Annotated in this window: 14 protein-coding genes; 11 read left to right on the top strand and 3 right to left on the bottom strand. The window is 41.1% G+C overall.

The window, feature by feature from the left end:
* Nucleotides 1-3: 3 nt before the first annotated feature.
* Nucleotides 4-1,131, top strand: coding sequence for a sensor histidine kinase (locus tag CH352_RS07595; RefSeq protein WP_100706211.1), 1,128 nt, complete (start codon nucleotides 4-6; stop codon nucleotides 1,129-1,131).
* Here CH352_RS07595 and soxR read toward each other — a convergent pair.
* Nucleotides 1,128-1,586 (bottom strand): redox-sensitive transcriptional activator SoxR, encoded by a 459-nt coding sequence (gene soxR, locus CH352_RS07590; protein WP_100706210.1) that lies wholly within the window; start codon nucleotides 1,584-1,586, stop codon nucleotides 1,128-1,130. The genes CH352_RS07595 and soxR overlap by 4 nt on opposite strands.
* Nucleotides 1,587-1,771: 185 nt before the next feature.
* On the opposite strand from soxR, the gene CH352_RS07585 reads away from it, so the two are divergent.
* The 10 genes from CH352_RS07585 (at nucleotide 1,772) to CH352_RS07540 (ending at nucleotide 16,418) form a co-directional block, all read left to right on the top strand.
* The gene (locus CH352_RS07585; RefSeq protein WP_100706209.1) at nucleotides 1,772-2,368 is read left to right on the top strand and encodes an NADPH-dependent FMN reductase; all 597 of its coding nucleotides are present in this window, start codon (nucleotides 1,772-1,774) and stop codon (nucleotides 2,366-2,368) included.
* Nucleotides 2,369-2,383: 15 nt separating this feature from the next.
* On the top strand, nucleotides 2,384-3,640 hold the full coding sequence (locus tag CH352_RS07580; RefSeq protein ID WP_100706208.1) for an MFS transporter: 1,257 nt from the start codon (nucleotides 2,384-2,386) through the stop codon (nucleotides 3,638-3,640).
* Nucleotides 3,641-3,681: 41 nt separating this feature from the next.
* Nucleotides 3,682-4,074, top strand: a complete 393-nt coding sequence (locus CH352_RS07575; protein ID WP_100706207.1) for an OsmC family protein — start codon at nucleotides 3,682-3,684, stop codon at nucleotides 4,072-4,074.
* 93 nt (nucleotides 4,075-4,167) lie between these two features.
* Nucleotides 4,168-5,316: a hypothetical protein gene (locus CH352_RS07570; RefSeq protein ID WP_243396251.1), complete on the top strand. Its 1,149-nt coding sequence runs from the start codon at nucleotides 4,168-4,170 to the stop codon at nucleotides 5,314-5,316.
* Nucleotides 5,317-5,438: 122 nt separating this feature from the next.
* Nucleotides 5,439-6,797 (top strand): GAF domain-containing sensor histidine kinase, encoded by a 1,359-nt coding sequence (locus CH352_RS07565; RefSeq protein WP_100706205.1) that lies wholly within the window; start codon nucleotides 5,439-5,441, stop codon nucleotides 6,795-6,797.
* Nucleotides 6,794-7,426, top strand: a complete 633-nt coding sequence (locus tag CH352_RS07560) for a response regulator (protein WP_100706204.1) — start codon at nucleotides 6,794-6,796, stop codon at nucleotides 7,424-7,426. Before CH352_RS07565 ends, CH352_RS07560 begins: the two co-directional genes overlap by 4 nt.
* Nucleotides 7,427-7,621: 195 nt before the next feature.
* The gene (locus CH352_RS07555; RefSeq protein WP_100706203.1) at nucleotides 7,622-13,948 is read left to right on the top strand and encodes a hybrid sensor histidine kinase/response regulator; all 6,327 of its coding nucleotides are present in this window, start codon (nucleotides 7,622-7,624) and stop codon (nucleotides 13,946-13,948) included.
* A 17-nt stretch (nucleotides 13,949-13,965) separates the two neighbouring features.
* Complete coding sequence (locus CH352_RS07550) at nucleotides 13,966-15,129, top strand: sensor histidine kinase (protein ID WP_100706202.1); 1,164 nt, start codon at nucleotides 13,966-13,968, stop codon at nucleotides 15,127-15,129.
* A complete protein-coding gene (locus CH352_RS07545; protein WP_100706201.1) occupies nucleotides 15,126-15,605 on the top strand; it encodes a response regulator in 480 nt (159 codons plus the stop codon). Before CH352_RS07550 ends, CH352_RS07545 begins: the two co-directional genes overlap by 4 nt.
* Nucleotides 15,606-15,656: 51 nt before the next feature.
* Nucleotides 15,657-16,418: a response regulator gene (locus CH352_RS07540; protein ID WP_100706200.1), complete on the top strand. Its 762-nt coding sequence runs from the start codon at nucleotides 15,657-15,659 to the stop codon at nucleotides 16,416-16,418.
* Nucleotides 16,419-16,421: 3 nt separating this feature from the next.
* Here the strand turns inward: CH352_RS07540 and CH352_RS07535 are convergent, their stop codons facing one another.
* Together CH352_RS07535 and CH352_RS07530 are read right to left on the bottom strand one after the other, a co-directional pair.
* Nucleotides 16,422-18,572: a TonB-dependent receptor gene (locus tag CH352_RS07535; RefSeq protein WP_100706199.1), complete on the bottom strand. Its 2,151-nt coding sequence runs from the start codon at nucleotides 18,570-18,572 to the stop codon at nucleotides 16,422-16,424.
* Between the two features lie 414 nt (nucleotides 18,573-18,986).
* Entirely contained in the window at nucleotides 18,987-19,586 is a 600-nt protein-coding gene (locus CH352_RS07530; protein ID WP_100706198.1) for a histidine phosphatase family protein, read from the bottom strand.

The following is a 19,586-nucleotide window of genomic DNA, read 5'->3' as shown; positions in this document are numbered from 1 at the left end:
TCTATGAATGCCAAACCTAAAATACTGATCGTAGATGATAGGCCGGAAAATCTGGTGGCATTGGAAACAGTGTTAAAGGATCTGGATGTGGATTTGATCCGTGCATTGAGTGGGAACGAGGCATTAAAGGCGACATTACACAATGATTTTGCATTGGCATTATTGGATATCCAAATGCCGGAAATGGATGGATACGAACTTGCGAGTATTTTAAGAGAGGAGGAGAAGACTGCAAGATTACCTTTTATCTTTATATCCGCGGTTTACACGGATAATTTGAATGTGTTTAAAGGTTACGAAAGAGGAGCATTCAGCTTTATCACAAAACCCTTTGAACCTCAGATACTCAGAAACAAAGTAAAGTTTTTCGTAGACAAACATTTACAAGAGATCTCTCTTCATGTTCTAAATGAGGATCTTCAAAAGAAAAACGAAGAATTAGAAAATGCGAACAAGGAGCTGGATGCATTCTGTTATTCGGTTTCCCATGATTTGAGAGGGCCATTACGCGCTATCGAAGGTTTTGCTAAAATTCTTCAGGAAGATTATACGAAGGATTTGGATGAAGAGGGAAAACGGATACTAGGAGTGATCGTTGGAAGCACTCTGAAGATGGATAAGTTGATCGATAGCCTGCTTCTTCTCTCTAGAATGGGAAAGAAGGAAATTACCAAAACTATCGTGAATGTTTCGGAACTTGTGCAGCATATATTATATGAACTGCAATCGGATGCGCAGAATGGAAAAACTAAAATACTTGTCGGAGAATTATTTCCGGCTATGGGCGATGTGGAATTACTCGCACAAGTTTTTATAAATTTGGTTTCCAACGCGATCAAGTATTCTTTTAAAAAAGAAAACCCCGTTGTCGAGATAGGATGTAATCAATCGAATAGGGAGAATATTTACTTCGTGAAAGATAACGGCGCAGGTTTTAACATGAAATACCAGAACAGACTTTTCGGAGTATTCCAAAGATTACACGATAATCGGGACTTCGAAGGTGTAGGTATAGGACTTGCGATCGTTCATCGGATCATTTCTAGACATGGCGGAAAAGTTTGGGCAGAAGGCGAAGTAGGCCAGGGAGCAACTTTCTATTTTACACTTCCGCAGATCGAAGAAATTTAATTTTGTTTTTTAGGTTTACCCATCCAACGTAAAGGGCCGCTTCCGTATCTTCCCAATTTGTCTTGTGGGTTTGCTAATTTACAAGTTAGAAGTGAAAGGCAACCGCAACCGATACAAACGGAGAGTCCGTTCTTTAATCTATGAAGTTCCGCAATCTTCTCCTCTATACGTAAACTCCAGGTTTTGGAAAGTTTAGACCAGTCCTGTCCGTTAGGAGTATGATCTTCCGGAAGTTTTGCAATCTCAGCAGCGATCTCGTCTAAAGAGAGTCCTACTCTTTGCGCGAATACTATGAATGCGATCCTTCTTAAAACATGTCTAGGATATTGTCTATGGCCGGAGCCGGCTCTCTCGGAACGGATCAGTCTTCTTTCTTCATAAAAACGTAATGCAGAAGAGGCAACTCCGCTTCTTTTGGATACTTGTCCGATGCTTAAAAATTCGTCCTTATCCACTACATTCTCCAAAATCTAAACTTAAAGTGAACTTTAGATTTAAATTTTATCCAAGCAGCACTTTGAGCACAAACGTTTTCGGATTTTTTCTGAAAAAATCGTAAAAAAATGAAGGTAGGCTCTTTACTTAAAGTTCACTTTAACTTGTAGAATATTGTGACTGAAACAAAGAAGGGTATTCTGAAATGTTATTAGAGAAGATCAGTACTGGTGCAAGCCTTAGATTAGGAATCATATTAGGTAGTACAAGAAAAGGTAGGTTCGGGGAAACAGTTGCAAAATGGTTTGAAGAGATCGCTAAACAAGATTACCGATTTGAAACTGATCTAATCGATCTTTCTGAATTTTCTCTTCCTTGGGACATGTCAAAGAACATGGACTCGGATCTTCCCTTATTCTCGGATAGAATAGCTGAAGCCGATGTTTTTGTAGTAATTACACCGGAGTATAACCACGGATATCCTGCGTATTTAAAGTTGGCAATTGACTCACTTCATGAAGAATGGAATGCGAAGCCTCTTGGATTCGTTTCCTATGGAGGTAGTTCCGGCGGTTTAAGAGCGGTAGAACAACTTCGCAATGTATTTGCGGAATTGAGAGTGACTACTGTTCGAGACTGTGTTAGTTTTCATTGGGCTCATGCTAGATTTCATAATGGAAGACCTACGGAGGAATTTCGTTATACATCTTCGGCTGAGAAATTATTGAATGAATTGTATTGGTGGGGTAACGTTTTGAAACAAGCTAGAATGAATTTCCCACAATCGGTTCTGAGGTCCTGATTTTAAGGAATAAATATGAAATTTACATTTAGTAAATACCAAATCTTTGTAATAGCCTTATTGGCATTTATCCAATTCACAGTGGTGCTTGATTTTATGATCTTATCCCCGTTAGGAGTTCAGGTCATGAATCAACTAAAAATATCCACGACTAAGTTTGGGTTGGTGGTCTCTGCTTATGCGTTTAGCGCGGGGATTTCCGGGATCCTGGCCGCTGGTTTTGCGGATAAATTCGACCGTAAAAAGATGTTACTATTTTTTTATAGCGGTTTCGTTTTAGGAACAGCTCTTTGCGGGATCGCACCGAATTACGAATTTCTACTATTTGCAAGGGTAGTGACCGGTATTTTCGGCGGTGTGATTGCTTCTATCAGCTTTGCCATCATTGCGGATCTATTTCCTTTGGAAGTAAGAGGGAGAGTGATGGGGCTTGTGATGACTGCATTTGCTGCCAGCCAAGTTTTCGGCCTTCCGATCGGAATGTATTTTTCAAACCTTTGGGGCTGGCAATCTCCTTTCTGGATGGTCGCTATCATTAGTGGTCTTGTGGGAATTGCAGCGGCATTTTACCTCCAACCTCTCGTTTCTCATCTGAGCGGAAAGACCGAACATAATGCCGTCAAACACTTGGTTTTAACTGCCGGGAATTCAAATTATCTTCCCGGATTTTTGGCAACTATGCTTTTGGCAACCGGTGGATATATGCTTATGCCTTTCGGTTCCGCGTTCAGCGTCCATAACTTAGGGATTTCTTTAGAAGATCTGCCATTAGTATATCTGGCGACCGGGGCTGTAAGCATGGTTGCGGGACCCCGGATCGGAAAAGCAGCGGATAAATATGGAAAATATTCCGTATTCCTAGTTTCTTCCTTAATAGCTTGCGGGATCCTGCTTTATTATACCGCGATGGGGATCTCCCCGCTTTCATTTGTAATATCAATCAACTCTGCTCTATTCATTATGATTACTGGTAGGATAATTTCGGCTAACGCATTGACTTCTGCGGTTCCGGAACTTAAGGACAGGGGAGCTTATATGGCAATCAGTTCTTCTCTGCAACAGTTATCCGGAGGGATTGCATCTTACGCGGCAGGATTGATCGTAGTCCAGACACCGAGCGGATATATCGAGGGTTATCGAAACCTAGGGTATGTTGTGATTGTGGCTATTTTGATCACAGTTGCGATCATGTATAAGGTAAACGAATACGTTCTATCTAAACAACCTGCTCCTGTAAAAAGTCCGGAAACCGAATTGGTTTCGGAAACTTAAAAGATTGCATTTAAAAATGGAGTCCTGATCTTTCTTACTTTATGAGCGACATCGAAGTAACAGTACTCAGCACTCCTGAAAATTATAAAACGATCCTTCGTAGCAAGAACCACGAAGTTATCGCTGACGAATCCAAAGAAGACGGTGGAGGAGATCTAGGACCTTCTCCACATGAATATCTTCTTCTTTCTTTGGGAGCTTGCACGGACATTACAATTCGAATGTATGCTCAAAGAAAGAAGATGGATCTAAAAGAAGTGATCGTAGAACTGAATCTGACGAGATGGACGGATCATACTGAGATCCACAGGATTGTAAAGTTAGAAGGGAATTTGAGTGAACAGGAAAGAGAGAGACTTTTACAAGTTGCAAACGCTTGTCCTGTCCACAAAACTCTGACCCATCCTATCCAAATAGAGACCAAACTGGGTTAAAATAAAATTTTTCCACGCCTTCTTAAACCGCGTTTCGGGAAACGGAAGGCTGGGAAACCAGGTCCAATAAGTCGAAAAGATCCTTTCGATTATATGAAATTTAGCTTCTCCAAACTTATCTACTTTTTCTTTTTTTTAACCTTTGCATTTTTGATTTCCTGCCTTTCTTCCGTAAAAGATCCTAAGGATGAGTTTGTCTATGTACAAAACGTCCAGGGAAAAACTGAGGAAGAATTAGAATTAAACGCTAAACGAAAAATTTTGGAGAATGGACTCGGAGAATTGATACAAGGATCTACCCAAGTAATCAACGCCAAATTGAAGGATAGTGTCGTAAACTCTTCTGTAGAAGGATTTGTATTAGAATATTCTAAAGTTGGTCCTACTCGAAAATTGGCAACAGGTGTTTTGGAAATAGACGCTAAGGGTAAGGTGAACCAAAAAGCAGTCCGGGACGCTTTGAGAGAAAGATACAAGGACATAGGAAAGCCTAAGTTTTTAGTATTCATAGAAGAAAAAATATTAGGAAAACAAAATGTAAAAGAGAAAGTCGGGATCACTGAGAATGAGATAGTAAGGATCTTTTCAGACTTCGACTTTTTGGACAAAAAACAATTTTATCGTGTTCTTTTTAAGGAAGGAAACAAGGACTCAAGCCTCTTTTCGGAATATTCCTTTGAAGATAGAATATTATCTTTGGCTAGTGAATCTGAGGCTCAGATCTTGCTCGTGGGTCAAACAGAGGTCACAGACTTGGGAAGAATAGAAGATACTGGACTTCATTCGTACCAATCCGTTCTTAGATTCAAAATTTTTGACGTAAATACTGCTCGAATCATCGCAGCAGATAATTCTTCCGGAGTTTCTCCTCATATCAATCCTAATACCGGCATCCAAGAATCTATCAAAAGGTCAGTGGAAAAAGCATATCCAAAGATCAAGGAACAGATCTCCGATAAATGGAAACCTGGAAATCTGATCCGTATCAAAATAGAAGGTCTGAGTTATGACGATTATTTGGATAAGGATGTACAAGGGATTATTCGAACCATCCAAGGAGTCAATCGGGTTAGTGAAACTTCGGGCTCTAATCCGAATAATGGGATTGTTTTAGAAATAGAAGCATTATATAACGGCGGAGCTTTGTATCAGAAGCTTAGGGAAAGAAAGGAAGATTTCGGTATGGAGTTTTCCGGGCAAGAGATAAAGCCCTCATATATCCGTTTATTCTTTAAAAAATAGGAATATTCTACTGTATCTATCTCTCTAAAACTTTTAATCTAATGTATTACTATTTTCTTTTTCTTCGCTGTTAGGTGAAAAAACAGATTGAAAGATGATAATTTTAATTAGATAATCGCGGGGTGCAAGGCTTTTCGAATATCGACCAAGAGCCGAATTACGGTTCATTCTCCGAACCTTTCCCTCGCGAATCAGAAGGATTTTCTAAAGAAGATCCGATTGATAGATCTAATCAAGAAGATCAAAATACAAAAGACGAACTTTTAAAAAAGATCTCGGTTTTAAATCTTCTACAACAAGTCGCAACCGCTGCAAACGAAGCAAATGATGTTGAATCCGTTCTGCAATTTTCGGTAGATCGGATATGCGCGATTGCAGACTGGAAATTAGGCCTCGTATGTTTAGTGTTGGAAGAATCCGAAAAACCGGAATATTCTTCCATCTCCTTTTTCAGAGAAGAAACATTCCTAAAAGAGTTTAGAAATTTATTAAGGACTAGATCTAAAAAAGAAGAATCTATTCTTTCGGAACGAGTCAGAAGTGGGAGAAAACCGATCCTACTAGAGAATTTTCCTTCTTATTTAAAAGGAGAACTAAAAGAACTTTCTCGCAAAGCTGGGATCGAGGCTGCGATCGGAATTCCTATCTTAGTGAAAGAAAATCTAGTGGGCGTTTTGGAATTTTATTCCGGGAATAAAGCCACGGATCCTTCTTTTTTCGAAGCTGTTTCTCATATTAGTTCTCAGATAGGAAGGGTATTCGAAAGAAGAGATGCGGAAAACCATCTCAAGACTTCAGGGGAACAGTTAAGAGCATTATCCGCCAGATTACAGGAAGTAAGGGAAGAAGAAAGGTTATTAGTTGCAAGGGAAGTCCACGACGAGTTGGGGCAATTATTAACTGTTCTTAAAATAGATCTTACATTATTAAAAAATAATTTTCAAAAATCTAAAGGTTCTGACTCCAAATTAGTATCGGAACTTTTATCTATGATTAAGGTAGCAGACTCAGGTATCGAATCCGTGCAGAGGATCGCAACTGAACTCAGACCTTTGATCTTGGAGGATTTGGGATTATTGGAAGGAATTGAATGGTATGCCAAAGATTTCGAAAAAAGGACCGGAATTCGCTGCGAAATCAAGATCCCTGCCGGAATTCTATTCTTAGAAAAAGATCCATCCATTGCATTATTCCGCATTTTTCAAGAAGCATTGACTAACGCAGCCAGACATTCCAAAGCGAGTTCCATACATGTTTCTTGTTTGGAAGAAGGCCAGTTCCTGATACTAAAAATCCAAGACAATGGGATCGGAATAGATCCTAAAAAGATGAATCAATCTAAGTCTCTTGGACTGATCGGAATGAGAGAAAGAGCAGTCGTATTGGGAGGAGAAGTTTCCATCACTGGCGGCTCCGAAAAAGGCACAAGTGTGATCGTAAAAATACCAATCTCAAATCGAAATAAGGAGGATTTCCCATGATTTCCACATTGATCGCTGATGATCATTTATTGATCCGAGAAGGTTTAAGAAAGATCCTTTCGGAAGAAGAAGATATAGAGATCGTCTATGAGGCGGAAAACGGACAACAGGTTTTGGATTATCTTGCGGGCCAATCAGTCCAAGTGCTGATCCTAGATATAAATATGCCACTGATGAGCGGCTTGGATATATTAAAATATGTTCATAAACTTTCTCCTGATACTAGGGTTCTCATCTTAAGTATGTATCCCGAGGATCGGTTTGCAGTCCGAGCATTAAAGGCAGGCGCATCCGGCTATATCACTAAGGCAAGCGCTGGAGATGAGTTGATCTCCGCAGTTCGTAAGGTGATAGAAGGTGCTAGATATATTAGTCCGGAAGCGACTGAGATGTTAGTGAGGGAACTTTCTAAACCTTCCGATAGACTTCCTCATGAAACTCTTTCAGAAAGAGAGTTTCAGATACTCATGCTTTTAGTAAAGGGCAAAAATGTTCGATCTATTTCAGAGGATCTTGGTTTGAGTGTGAATACTGTAAACACATATAGAGCTAGAATTTTCGAGAAGATGAGTTTGAAGTCCACACAAGAACTTGTTCGTTACGCTTACGATCATAAGCTTTTGGAATAAATTTACAAACTTAAGAACAATTTGTTTTTGTAATATCCTTTTCATTCTGTCACATTTCTTGTGACAGAAAAATTCTTCGTTTAACTTAATCCCTACGATGTATTTATGAAATAATTATTGTTGTTATTCTCTGCATTTTACGTCATCATTCTCCTTCGTGCGCATTAACCTTTTATTATAGGTTTAGGTCCAGCTATGAAGAATGCCCCAACAATAGATCCCAAACAAGATAAAGATTCTGTAAATCCGAAACAATTATTGGAAGTTCTTACTGCATTTAAACGAGGGGACTTTTCTAAACGAATGCCTTTGGACCAAGTTGGGATCGCAGGTAAAATTTCAGACTTAATAAATGATATCATGGACCAAAATGATAGAATGGTCAAAGAGTTTGAAAGGATCAGTAACGAAGTTGGACAAGAGGGTAAAATTTCTCAAAGGGTTAGCGGTATTTCTTCTATAGGTTCTTGGGGGATTTGTATGAATTCAATCAACTCTCTCATCGGAAATCTTGTGCAACCGAATACGGAAGTGATGAGGGTGATCGGCGCTGTTGCTGGCGGTGACCTTTCTCAAAACATGTCTTTGGAAATAGATGGAAGACCTCTTAAGGGAGAATTTTTTAGAACCGCAAAGATTGTGAACATCATGGTGGACCAGTTGAATTCATTCGCTTCCGAGGTAACGAGGGTTGCGAAAGAGGTGGGAACAGAAGGTAAACTTGGTGGTCAGGCGGATGTTCGAGGAGTTGCGGGGACTTGGAAAGACTTAACAGATAGTGTAAACTCAATGGCGTCTAACCTTACAGGTCAGGTGCGTGATATCGCGGAAGTGACTAAGGCAGTTGCGACCGGTGACTTATCCAAGAAGATCACTGTGGATGTTAAGGGAGAGATCTTAGAGCTCAAAAACACAATCAATACGATGGTGGACCAGTTGAACTCCTTCGCATCCGAGGTAACCCGGGTTGCGAAAGAGGTGGGAACAGAAGGTAAACTTGGTGGACAAGCGGACGTTCGAGGAGTAGCGGGAACTTGGAAAGACTTAACAGATAGCGTGAACTCAATGGCATCTAACCTTACGGGTCAGGTGCGTAATATTGCCGAAGTTACTACAGCAGTAGCTCGAGGAGACTTATCCAAGAAAATCACGGTGGATGTTAAGGGAGAGATCCTTGAACTGAAGGATACCATCAACACGATGGTGGACCAGTTGAACTCATTCGCTTCCGAGGTAACCCGGGTTGCTCGAGAAGTGGGAACGGAAGGAGAGTTAGGTGGCCAGGCGGACGTACAGGGAGTTGCGGGAACTTGGAAAGACTTAACGGATAGTGTGAACTCAATGGCATCTAATCTTACGGGTCAGGTGCGTAATATTGCCGAAGTTACTACAGCAGTTGCTCGAGGAGACTTATCCAAGAAGATCACGGTGGATGTTAAGGGAGAGATCCTTGAACTGAAGGATACCATCAACACGATGGTGGACCAGTTGAACTCCTTCGCTTCCGAGGTAACCAGGGTTGCTCGAGAAGTGGGAACAGAAGGTAAACTTGGTGGACAAGCAGACGTACAGGGGGTAGCGGGAACTTGGAAAGACTTAACGGATAGTGTGAATTCGATGGCATCCAACCTTACGGGTCAGGTGCGTAATATTGCCGAAGTTACTACAGCAGTGGCAACCGGTGACTTATCCAAGAAGATCACGGTGGATGTTAAGGGAGAGATCCTCGAACTGAAGGATACTATCAACACGATGGTGGACCAGTTGAACTCATTCGCTTCCGAGGTAACCAGGGTTGCTCGAGAGGTAGGAACAGAAGGTAAACTGGGTGGTCAAGCAAATGTTCGAGGAGTTGCGGGAACTTGGAAGGATTTAACAGATAGTGTGAACTCAATGGCATCCAACCTAACAGGTCAGGTGCGTAATATTGCCGAAGTTACTACAGCGGTTGCTCGGGGTGACTTATCCAAGAAGATCACAGTGGATGTTAAGGGAGAGATCCTAGAACTGAAAGTGACCATCAACACGATGGTGGACCAGCTAAACTCATTCGCATCCGAGGTAACGAGGGTTGCGCGAGAGGTGGGAACAGAAGGAGAGTTAGGTGGGCAGGCGGACGTTCAGGGTGTTGCGGGAACTTGGAAAGACTTAACAGATAGTGTTAACTCGATGGCATCCAACCTTACAGGTCAGGTGCGTAATATTGCCGAAGTTACTACAGCAGTAGCGAACGGAGATTTATCCAAAAAGATCACGGTGGATGTTAAGGGAGAGATCTTAGAACTCAAAAACACAATCAATACGATGGTGGACCAGTTGAATTCATTCGCTTCCGAGGTAACGAGGGTTGCGCGAGAGGTAGGGGCAGAGGGTAAGCTTGGTGGACAAGCGGACGTTCGAGGAGTTGCAGGAACTTGGAAAGACTTAACGGATAGTGTGAACTTTATGGCCGGTAACTTGACCGGCCAAGTGCGTGATATCGCGGAAGTTACCAAGGCAGTTGCGACCGGTGACTTATCCAAGAAGATCACTGTGGATGTTAAGGGAGAAATCTTAGAACTTAAAAACACGATCAATACGATGGTGGACCAGTTGAACTCCTTCGCATCCGAGGTAACCCGGGTTGCGAAAGAGGTGGGAACAGAAGGTAAACTTGGTGGACAAGCGGATGTTCGAGGAGTTGCAGGAACTTGGAAAGACTTAACAGATAGTGTAAACTCAATGGCGTCTAACCTCACAGGTCAGGTGCGTAATATTGCCGAAGTTACTACAGCAGTTGCTCGAGGTGACTTATCTAAGAAGATCACGGTGGATGTTAAGGGAGAGATCCTTGAGTTGAAGGATACCATCAACACGATGGTGGACCAGTTGAACTCATTCGCTTCCGAGGTAACCCGGGTTGCTCGAGAAGTGGGAACAGAAGGAGAGTTAGGTGGTCAGGCGGACGTTCGAGGAGTTGCAGGAACTTGGAAAGACTTAACGGATAGTGTGAACTCAATGGCATCCAACCTTACAGGTCAGGTGCGTAATATTGCCGAAGTTACTACAGCGGTTGCTCGGGGTGACTTATCCAAGAAGATCACGGTGGATGTTAAAGGAGAGATCCTTGAACTGAAGGATACCATCAACACGATGGTGGACCAGTTGAACTCATTTGCTTCCGAGGTAACCAGGGTTGCTCGAGAGGTGGGAACAGAAGGTAAACTGGGCGGACAGGCAAATGTGCAAGGGGTTGCAGGTATCTGGAAGGATCTTACAGATAGTGTGAACTTCATGGCGAACAATCTTACCACGCAAGTAAGGGGCATCGCCAAAGTAGTAACTTCCGTTGCAAACGGGGACTTAAAGAAAAAGTTATATTTAGAAGCAAAAGGAGAGATCGCAGAACTCTCGGATACGATTAACGACATGATCGATACCTTGGGGCTTTTCGGAGACCAGGTGACCACGGTTGCAAAAGAAGTGGGTATCGAAGGAAGATTGGGAGGCCAAGCAAGTGTGCCAGGTGCCGCGGGTCTTTGGAGAAACCTTACGGATAACGTGAACCAGCTCGCTTCTAACTTGACCACTCAGGTGAGAGCGATCGCGGAAGTGGCAACAGGTGTGACCAAAGGTGATCTATCTCGAACAGTTACCATCCAAGCTGCTGGAGAGGTGGCAGCCTTATCGGATAATATTAACGAAATGATCCGAAACTTAAGGGAAACTACTCGGATCAATACGGAGCAAGACTGGTTAAAAACGAACCTAGCAAAATTCACAAGATTATTACAAGGACAAAGGAATTTAGTCAACGTAAGCAAATTGATTTTGTCCGAACTTGCTCCACTTGTTTCCGCACAACATGGCGCATTCTTCATTACTGAAAATGTAGAAGAAGGTCCATTACTCAAACTACTAGTAAGTTACGCCTACCAAGAAAGGAAAAACCTATCGAACCGTTTCTATCCTGGAGAAGGTCTGATCGGTCAATGTTTCCTGGAAAAAGAAAGGATACTCGTTACACATGTCCCTTCCAGCTATATCATGATCAATTCGGCTTTAGGAGAAGCTCCTCCGATCAATATAGTCGTCTTACCGGTGTTATTCGAGGGAGAAGTGAAGGCAGTGATAGAGCTTGCATCCTTCTCAAACTTCACTCCGATCCATTTGAATTTTTTGGATCAGTTGACTGAAAGTATCGGGATCGTATTGAATACAATTGCTGCAGGGATGAGGACGGAAGAACTTCTGATCCAATCTCAAACTCTGACAGAAGAGTTACAAGGACGACAAGAAGAATTGACCAATACCAACCAACGATTGGAAGAACAAGCCAAATCCCTAAAGGCGTCCGAGGATATGCTTAAGGACCAAAGGGAGGAGTTGCAGGAAAAGAACGAAGAATTAGAAGAGAAAGCAAGACTACTCGCCAAAAAGAACAGTGAGGTAGAAAGAAAGAATAGAGAAGTAGAACAGGCCAGACATTCCCTGGAAGAAAAGGCCCGCCAGCTTGCGCTTACTTCCAGATACAAATCGGAGTTTTTGGCAAACATGTCACACGAGTTGAGAACTCCGTTGAACAATATGCTGATCCTATCTCGATTATTGTATGATAATGAGAGTCGAAACTTATCTGAAAAACAGACTGAATATGCAAAAACTATCCATAGTTCAGGAAACGATCTATTACAGTTGATTAACGATATATTAGATCTTTCTAAAATTGAGTCCGGTAAGATGAGTGTGGATCTGGATTCTGTTTCTATTGAAGAATTGGGAGGATATTTAGATCGTTCTTTTAGAGAAACTGCAAGGAATAAGGACTTGAAATTCCAAGTGGAAATAGATCCCGAACTTCCTTCTAGGATCACTACTGACTTGCAAAGATTGCAGCAGATTCTCCAGAACCTTCTTTCTAATGCATTCAAATTTACTCATAAAGGTGGCGTGAAGCTTAGAATAGAATCTTCTTCTGCAGGCTGGAGTAAGGATCATAAGATCTTAAACCAAGGAGGTAGTGTGATCGCATTCTCCGTGATTGATACTGGAATTGGTATTTCTGCCGAAAAACAAGGTCTGATCTTCGAAGCCTTCCGACAAGCGGACGGAAGCACTAGCAGAAAATATGGAGGAACTGGACTTGGGCTTTCCATTAGCAAAGAGATCACTCGAATCTTAGGTGGAGAATTAAAATTGGAAAGTGAACCTGAGGTTGGGAGTAAGTTCACCTTATACCTTCCAATGGATTATATCCAAGTGGAAGAAAATCCTATCGAGCCTGATTCGATCAAATGGTCTGAGAATCCTGATAATGATTCTTCCGGTTCAAATGATTCCTATGTAAGAAGTAAGATCAAAGCCACGCGAAGAGTTTTAGAGGATGAAACTCAAAACGAATCCAAAGAAAAGGTTTTGATTATAGAGGAAGATGAAACATTTGCGAAGTCTCTTTTGGAGATCGCTAAGAGTAACGGGTTCAAGGGAACAGTTGCCTTGGATGGAAAAAGTGGGATCTCTGCATTACAAGAATCTTCTTTTAATGCAGTCTTGTTGGACGTCCAACTCTCTGATATGGATGGAAGTTTGATCTTAAATTGGTTGAAACGAAATCCTAAACTCAGGCAACTTCCTGTCCATGTGCTTTCCGGAGAGAACGATTGGAGAAGGAGTTTAGAGATCGGAGCAATCTCACATTTGAGAAAGCCGGTCGGAATAGAATCCTTAAACGAGGCATTCGAGAAGATCAAAACCTACTTACATAAAATAGATAAAACAGTTTATGTTTGTGGAATAGAGAAGGAACATTTTAAATTCCTAGAGGAAAAACTTACCTCCAAGGATCTCGTACTGAAGAATATAGAGTCCGGTCAGGAAGTTTTAGACATTCTAAAAAAAGAAATCCCGGATTGTATTCTTATCGGGAGTAAATTTCAGGATATGTCCGTTACCGATCTGGTTTCTAAGATTAATTTATTAGATCCGGAGAGAACATTGATACTATTCTATTCGGACGAGCAGAATGGACCTGAAAATTTTCAGAAACTTCTATCCTTTAATGGTTCGAATATTCTGAAATTTGTAAATTCTTATGCAACTTCACTCGAAGAGATCAAGATTCATTTGCATGAACCTGAATCGGTTTCTAAGTCGGGAGATACATATTCTCTAGAAGGCCATAAGGTTCTGATCGTAGATGACGATGTAAGGAATATATTCGCGTTAACGAGTATGTTGGAATTACATAAAATGAAAATACATTATGCGGAGAATGCGTTAGACGGAATTAATATTTTGGAAAAGAATCCGGATATAGAGATCGTTCTTATGGATGTAATGATGCCGGATATGGACGGATACGAAGCAATGAAAGTGATCCGTTCTAAGACTGAATTTGTAAATCTGCCTATTTTAGCGCTTACGGCAAAAGCGATGAAAGGGGACCGTGAAAAATGTATAGAGGCCGGCGCGACAGAATATATAACTAAGCCGGTCAGTGTGGACCATTTGCTTTCTCTGCTTCGGGTGTTGTTGTGCAGGTAGAAGATATGGAACAGCCAATGAAAGTGAGTATTTTACTCGTAGACGACCATGCAGATAATTTGCAGGTAATGGAGCATATTCTTAAGAGCCCTGAATTGAATTTGATCAAAGCGGGTTCAGGAGAAGAAGCATTGAAGGCACTTCTAGACGAACCTGACGAAGTAGCATTGATCTTCATGGACGTAAGAATGCCCGGAATGGACGGATTCGAAGCTGCAGCATTGATCCGGCAAAGGGAAAAATGTGCCAAGATCCCGATCATTTTTCTCACCGCTTATGCAAATAACGAAACTGGAATGTTCAAAGGATATTCTTTGGGAGCGGTTGACTTCTTGGTTAAACCGACTGCGCCGGAGATCTTAAGATCAAAAGCTTCCGTGTTCGTGGACCTACATAAGAAAAACAAAATATTACGGATCCAGGAAGAACTTCTAAGACAAAGCCATGATGAATTGGAAATAAGAGTAGAAGAAAGGACTTTCGAACTACATAGAGTCAACAATGAGTTGATGACCGAGATAGCAGAACGAAAAAGAGCTGAGGAGGCGTTAACGGCTTCCTTAAAAGAGAAGGAAGTCTTACTCAGGGAAATTCATCATAGGGTTAAGAACAATCTACAAATTGTTTCCAGTATCTTAAGTCTGCAAGGAAACTATATAACGGATCGTAAGTCTTTGGAAATGTTCCAAGATTGCCAGTCTAGGATCAAATCAATCGCTCTGATCCATGAGTTATTATACCAAAACGAGGATCTGGCACATACGGACTTCCAGGAATATTTAAACAGTTTGGTTACAAACCTTCTGAGAACCTACAGAGTTAATTCCAGGATACGATTCGAAATACATGCCGAATCCGTTCATCTAACATTGGATACTGCGATCCATTGCGGATTGATCGTAACGGAGCTGGTCACCAATTCATTAAAATACGGATTTAAGAACAGGGAAGAGGGAACGATCCAAATCTCTATTACGTCAAAATACGAGGAGTATTCTTTGACTGTAGAAGATGACGGGGTAGGTTTTCCGGAAGAAATTGACTATCGACAAACCGATTCTTTGGGTTTACAATTGGTTAACACTTTGACCCATCAAATAGACGGAAGTTTGATCTTGGATCGGAGCAAGGGGACTAAGTTCACCTTAGTCTTTCGAGAAAGGAGCCGAGTCCGAAAATGATCTCCAGCGAAGCAAAAATACTGATCGTAGAGGACGAGAGCATAGTCGCCAAGGATATACTCAGCAAATTGTCCGATCTTGGTTATGATTTTGTAAGCATCGCTTCTACAGGAAATGAAGCATTAAGGAAAGTTTATTTAGATAAACCGGACCTTCTTCTCATGGATATTATGTTGTCCAGAGGGAATTACGACGGAATAGAAACTGTCCAAGAAATTTTGGATAAGATGGATCTTCCTGTGATCTATCTTACAGCTTACGCGGATGAGTCTACTCTTCTTCGCAGCAAACCTACAAGGCCTTACGGATATCTGCTAAAACCTTTTCAGACTAAAGAGTTGCAGATCGCTATAGAAATCGCTTTGAACAAACATGGACTGGATAAAAAGAGAAAAAGAGAGAGAAGGAACATGTCCGCCATACTGCACGGCGTGAAAGATCTGATCAAACCCTCTTCTGAAGAGGCGGAAGTTTGATATAATTATAATATTCGAATTTAATAAAGTAAGAATATTTTCGGGGGTTAAATGAAGGACACTAGGATTTTGATCGTAGAAGACGAGGGGCTTGTTGCCCAGGATATCCGTCATAGACTAATAAGGATGGGATATCCCGAGCCTAGTATTGCAAACACAGGCGAAACTGCGGTCAAGCAGGCAATCGCGCTCCAGCCCGATCTGATCCTGATCGATATAGTTCTTGCGAATGGGTATTTGGATGGAATAGATGCAGCGAAAAGGATCCGAAAATTTTTAGATGTTCCTATCGTATATATTACAGCTTCTTCCGATTCTCAGACGTTAACACGGGCTAAATTAACCGAACCGAATGCGTATATTCTAAAACCTTTTCAAACCAGAGAATTACAAATAGTGATCGAACTAATCTTGTATAAACACGAAGTGGAGAAGGAGCTGATGGAAAAGGCGAGACTTGTTTCTGCCGAGCTTCGGAATATGCAAGAAGGAGTGATTGCTTTCGATTCGAAGGGACAAATCTCCTTTATGAATTTATCAGCTGAAAAACTTACCGGTTGGCTAGAATCTGATGCTATCGGAAAACCTCTCGCCGATGTATTGAGTATGAAAAATCTTCCGGATATGGAAAGTTTCGAATTGGATAATCATTTTGCGGAAAAAATCCCCCTTGAGATAGTCCCTTCTCACGGGCTTTTGCTCTCTAAGAACGGACTCAGTACTGAAGTTTTTACATTTACTAAGTCTGTTCCTAAAAATAAGGAAGTGGACGTAGATCGTATTTTGGTAATACGAGACTACGTTAAAAAATAGATCCTAAAAAGAAGCCCTCATAGAAAGTCGTATCGATCTAGGCTGAGCAGGGTGGGTATGGATGTCATTGTACCCTCCTTCATTCGGACCGACAGGTTCATTTTTCAATCTGGATGCATAATAATAATCTATATCGCTTACATGAGTATTCAATAAATTGAATACTTCAAGAACGATACTCAAATCTTCCCCGAAATTCCTCCCAAACTGTAAATTCACCGTAGTGGTCGCGGGAGAGCGGACAGTATTATCTTCGATCAAGGAACGATTTCCAAAATATCTTACCCTAAGTGATCCGAAAAAACCATCAGGATTTTTTAAAGTAATCCCGGATGCCAACGTATTACGGATGGACCCTGGAATATAATTCCCTGAAAGTTCATTGTCTCTGAACCTGGATCTGGAAGTAGCAAAATCCGCATCTATCATGAGCCAAGAACTGTAAGAATAATAATTGGCCCATTCGAATCCTTTTCGAGTGCTTGGTCTGCTAGCTTCCGTAGTTCCATTGTCTCCCGTAAATAAAAGTTCAGAATTCATATCCAATTGCCAAACGGAGAATGTCGATTGCCAACCATGAACTGGCTCGGTTCTTAGGCCGACTTCTCCACCTCTTGTTTGGACTAGTGGATCTGCAGGGTCTGATTTTTGGACCACTCCTCTTGCGTCGTTGCTGTGGAATCCGTATCCTCCACTTATATAAAACTCCGTTTTGAACCAAGGTCCTATAATAATACTTCCTTTAGGACTGTAGAGCCTTGCGTTTTTATCTGCTTTCTCTTTCGTTCCCCAATCATCTACGATAAATTTATAATAATCTCCTCTCAATCCAAATACGGTCCTAAATTTTTTAGACCATTGTATCTTATTTTCATAATATATACCTGAGCTGATCTGTATTATTCCATCTTCTCTTACGGTTTCTATCCTTGCTCTTTCTTCAGTATGGAAAAGACCGTTCTGAATATAATCCCTTCTTATCTGAAGTCCGACCGTATTCTCCATTCTGATTCCCCAGAAATCGCAGATATCCTTATAACTAGACTTGCTTCCTACGATTGTTCTTCGATCCGCTTGTTCATGTTGGTCTCCTCTTTCGTGGTCGTCCAAATAATATGTGAAGTTTGCGAATAATCGCAAATCATAATATATTCCGTAGAATTGCGTTTTTGCTTCGTATCTTTTTTCCAAACGATGAGCTTCGAAATTGACACTTGCTCTGTTTGACCATCCACCATCATTATGATCCACACTTTCGAATCTACTCAAACCGGAATCCGGATCCAACCAGGAATCTCCCGTTCTAAGAGCTCTTTTAGGAGCTTGTCCTGTAGAATGCCAGTTACCTTTATAACCCATAAGACTGATGCTGAATCCTTTCTGTTTATCTCCTACAGAATAACTTGTGACGCCATTTACTCTTCGGAAGTTATCTGAAATCACCCAAGGTCCGTCGTTATGAGAAATTTCGAATGCATATAGAAGATCACCTGGTCCTATTTTGTGAGACTTTGCAATAAGAGTTCTTGCATAACCTAAGGTTCCTCCTTCCACATTCGCGATACCTTTGGGCAAACTTTTAAAATAAGAAATATTGAATGCACCTGCGGAAGCAAAATCACCTTGGTCTGCATAGTAGACTCCTTTCTTATATTGCATTTGTTCCACAAGTTCCGGAATTAGAAAATTCAGATCTGTATAACCTTGTCCATGTGCATGGCTAACGTTATTAACAGGCATTCCATCCACATTAGAGGAAAGGTCGGTTCCATGGTCTAAGTTGAAACCTCTTAGGAAAAACTGATTTGCTTTTCCTCCACCGCTATGTTGGGTTACGATCACACCGGGGATCAACTCGGCGATCTCTCCCTGTCTCATAATGGGTCTTGTTTTAATTTGATCGGAACCTACCACACCTTCGCTTGCAGAAGAAGCGATCCCGATCAAGTTTGATCTTCTGTCTCTGATCACGATAGCGTCAGGTCTATATTCGGAGATTTTCTTTTTTAGTTCTAATTTTTCCGCTACTGTTCTTTCTTTTCCATTAGTCGGTTTTGTTTCCTCATCCTGAGAAAGGATAGGGAAGAATGCCGCAAAGACAAAGTAAGATAAGAATATGCATAGTCCGGCAATCCGAAAGATGTTTCGCCTCATGTTTTCGTCCGTTTTCTTTGGAAAACTTCCGAAACAAAGATAAACTAATTAATGTTAGTCTAATTCATGTCAAAATAAGAATATATAATTTTTATAATGTACAAAATTAGGAATTTACCCTGGTTTGCGGGAGCCCCGATTTTTAACTTCCGGGGCCCTTCGCGGATGCACGGACGTGCTTAGCGAGAATGCTAACATACCTAACCTCGAGGTTTTAGTCTGCAGGGAGATCTGGCTTGCGGAACGGAAACAAAAAGATAATATCTTTTTGATCTATTTCGATCACAGTTGCGGGTCAGCGTGGGATTTACACCCAACTTCATCCTGAAAGTTAAGACGATCTTTTGAATTGTCTCGATTTATTCAATTAAAAAAGTCTTTCGTCTTCGAAAAGGTCATTCTAATTTATTTTACTCATATAGAATTTCTTTCCGAAATCTCCAACGAAAGAAATAATTCCAATACTTCACAGTTTTCAAGTTTAGACTGGGGAAATTCCTTGGAAGAAAAACGATTATAAAATCTGGAAAGAACAAAGCCATGACTACAAATTGCAATATTCTCTTTTCCATTCATTTTCAATAAATTTAATATAGTTTCGATTATCCTACACTCTGCTTCCAATTTACTTTCTCCGCCTGGAAATCGAAATTGGTCGTGGATTTCTTCGGAACTTTTCCAGGCTGAATAAGATCCTTCCCCAAATTTGCTCGAAAGATCTGATTCTAAGATCCCTTGCGCTTCTCCTAAATGTATTTCTCTGAGTCCAGGGTGATATACGATTCCTGTTCTTAATTCGCGAGAAATCAGTTCAGAGGTTTCTTTGGCTCTTTTTAGATCGCTACTGAAAATAAGTTCTATTTTAGTGTTCTTTAATTTTTCTGCTAATATAGAGGCTTGCTCTCTGCCAAACTTCGAGAGAGAAGTATCGGTTTGCCCTTGTAACCTTCTTTCTTTATTCCATTCTGTTTCTCCGTGTCGTATTAGAGAAAGTTGATATTCTTCTTTTTTCAT

The organism is Leptospira hartskeerlii (assembly GCF_002811475.1).
Taxonomy (GTDB): Bacteria; Spirochaetota; Leptospiria; order Leptospirales; family Leptospiraceae; genus Leptospira_B; species Leptospira_B hartskeerlii.
This window is presented reverse-complemented; position numbering and strand designations above follow the sequence as displayed.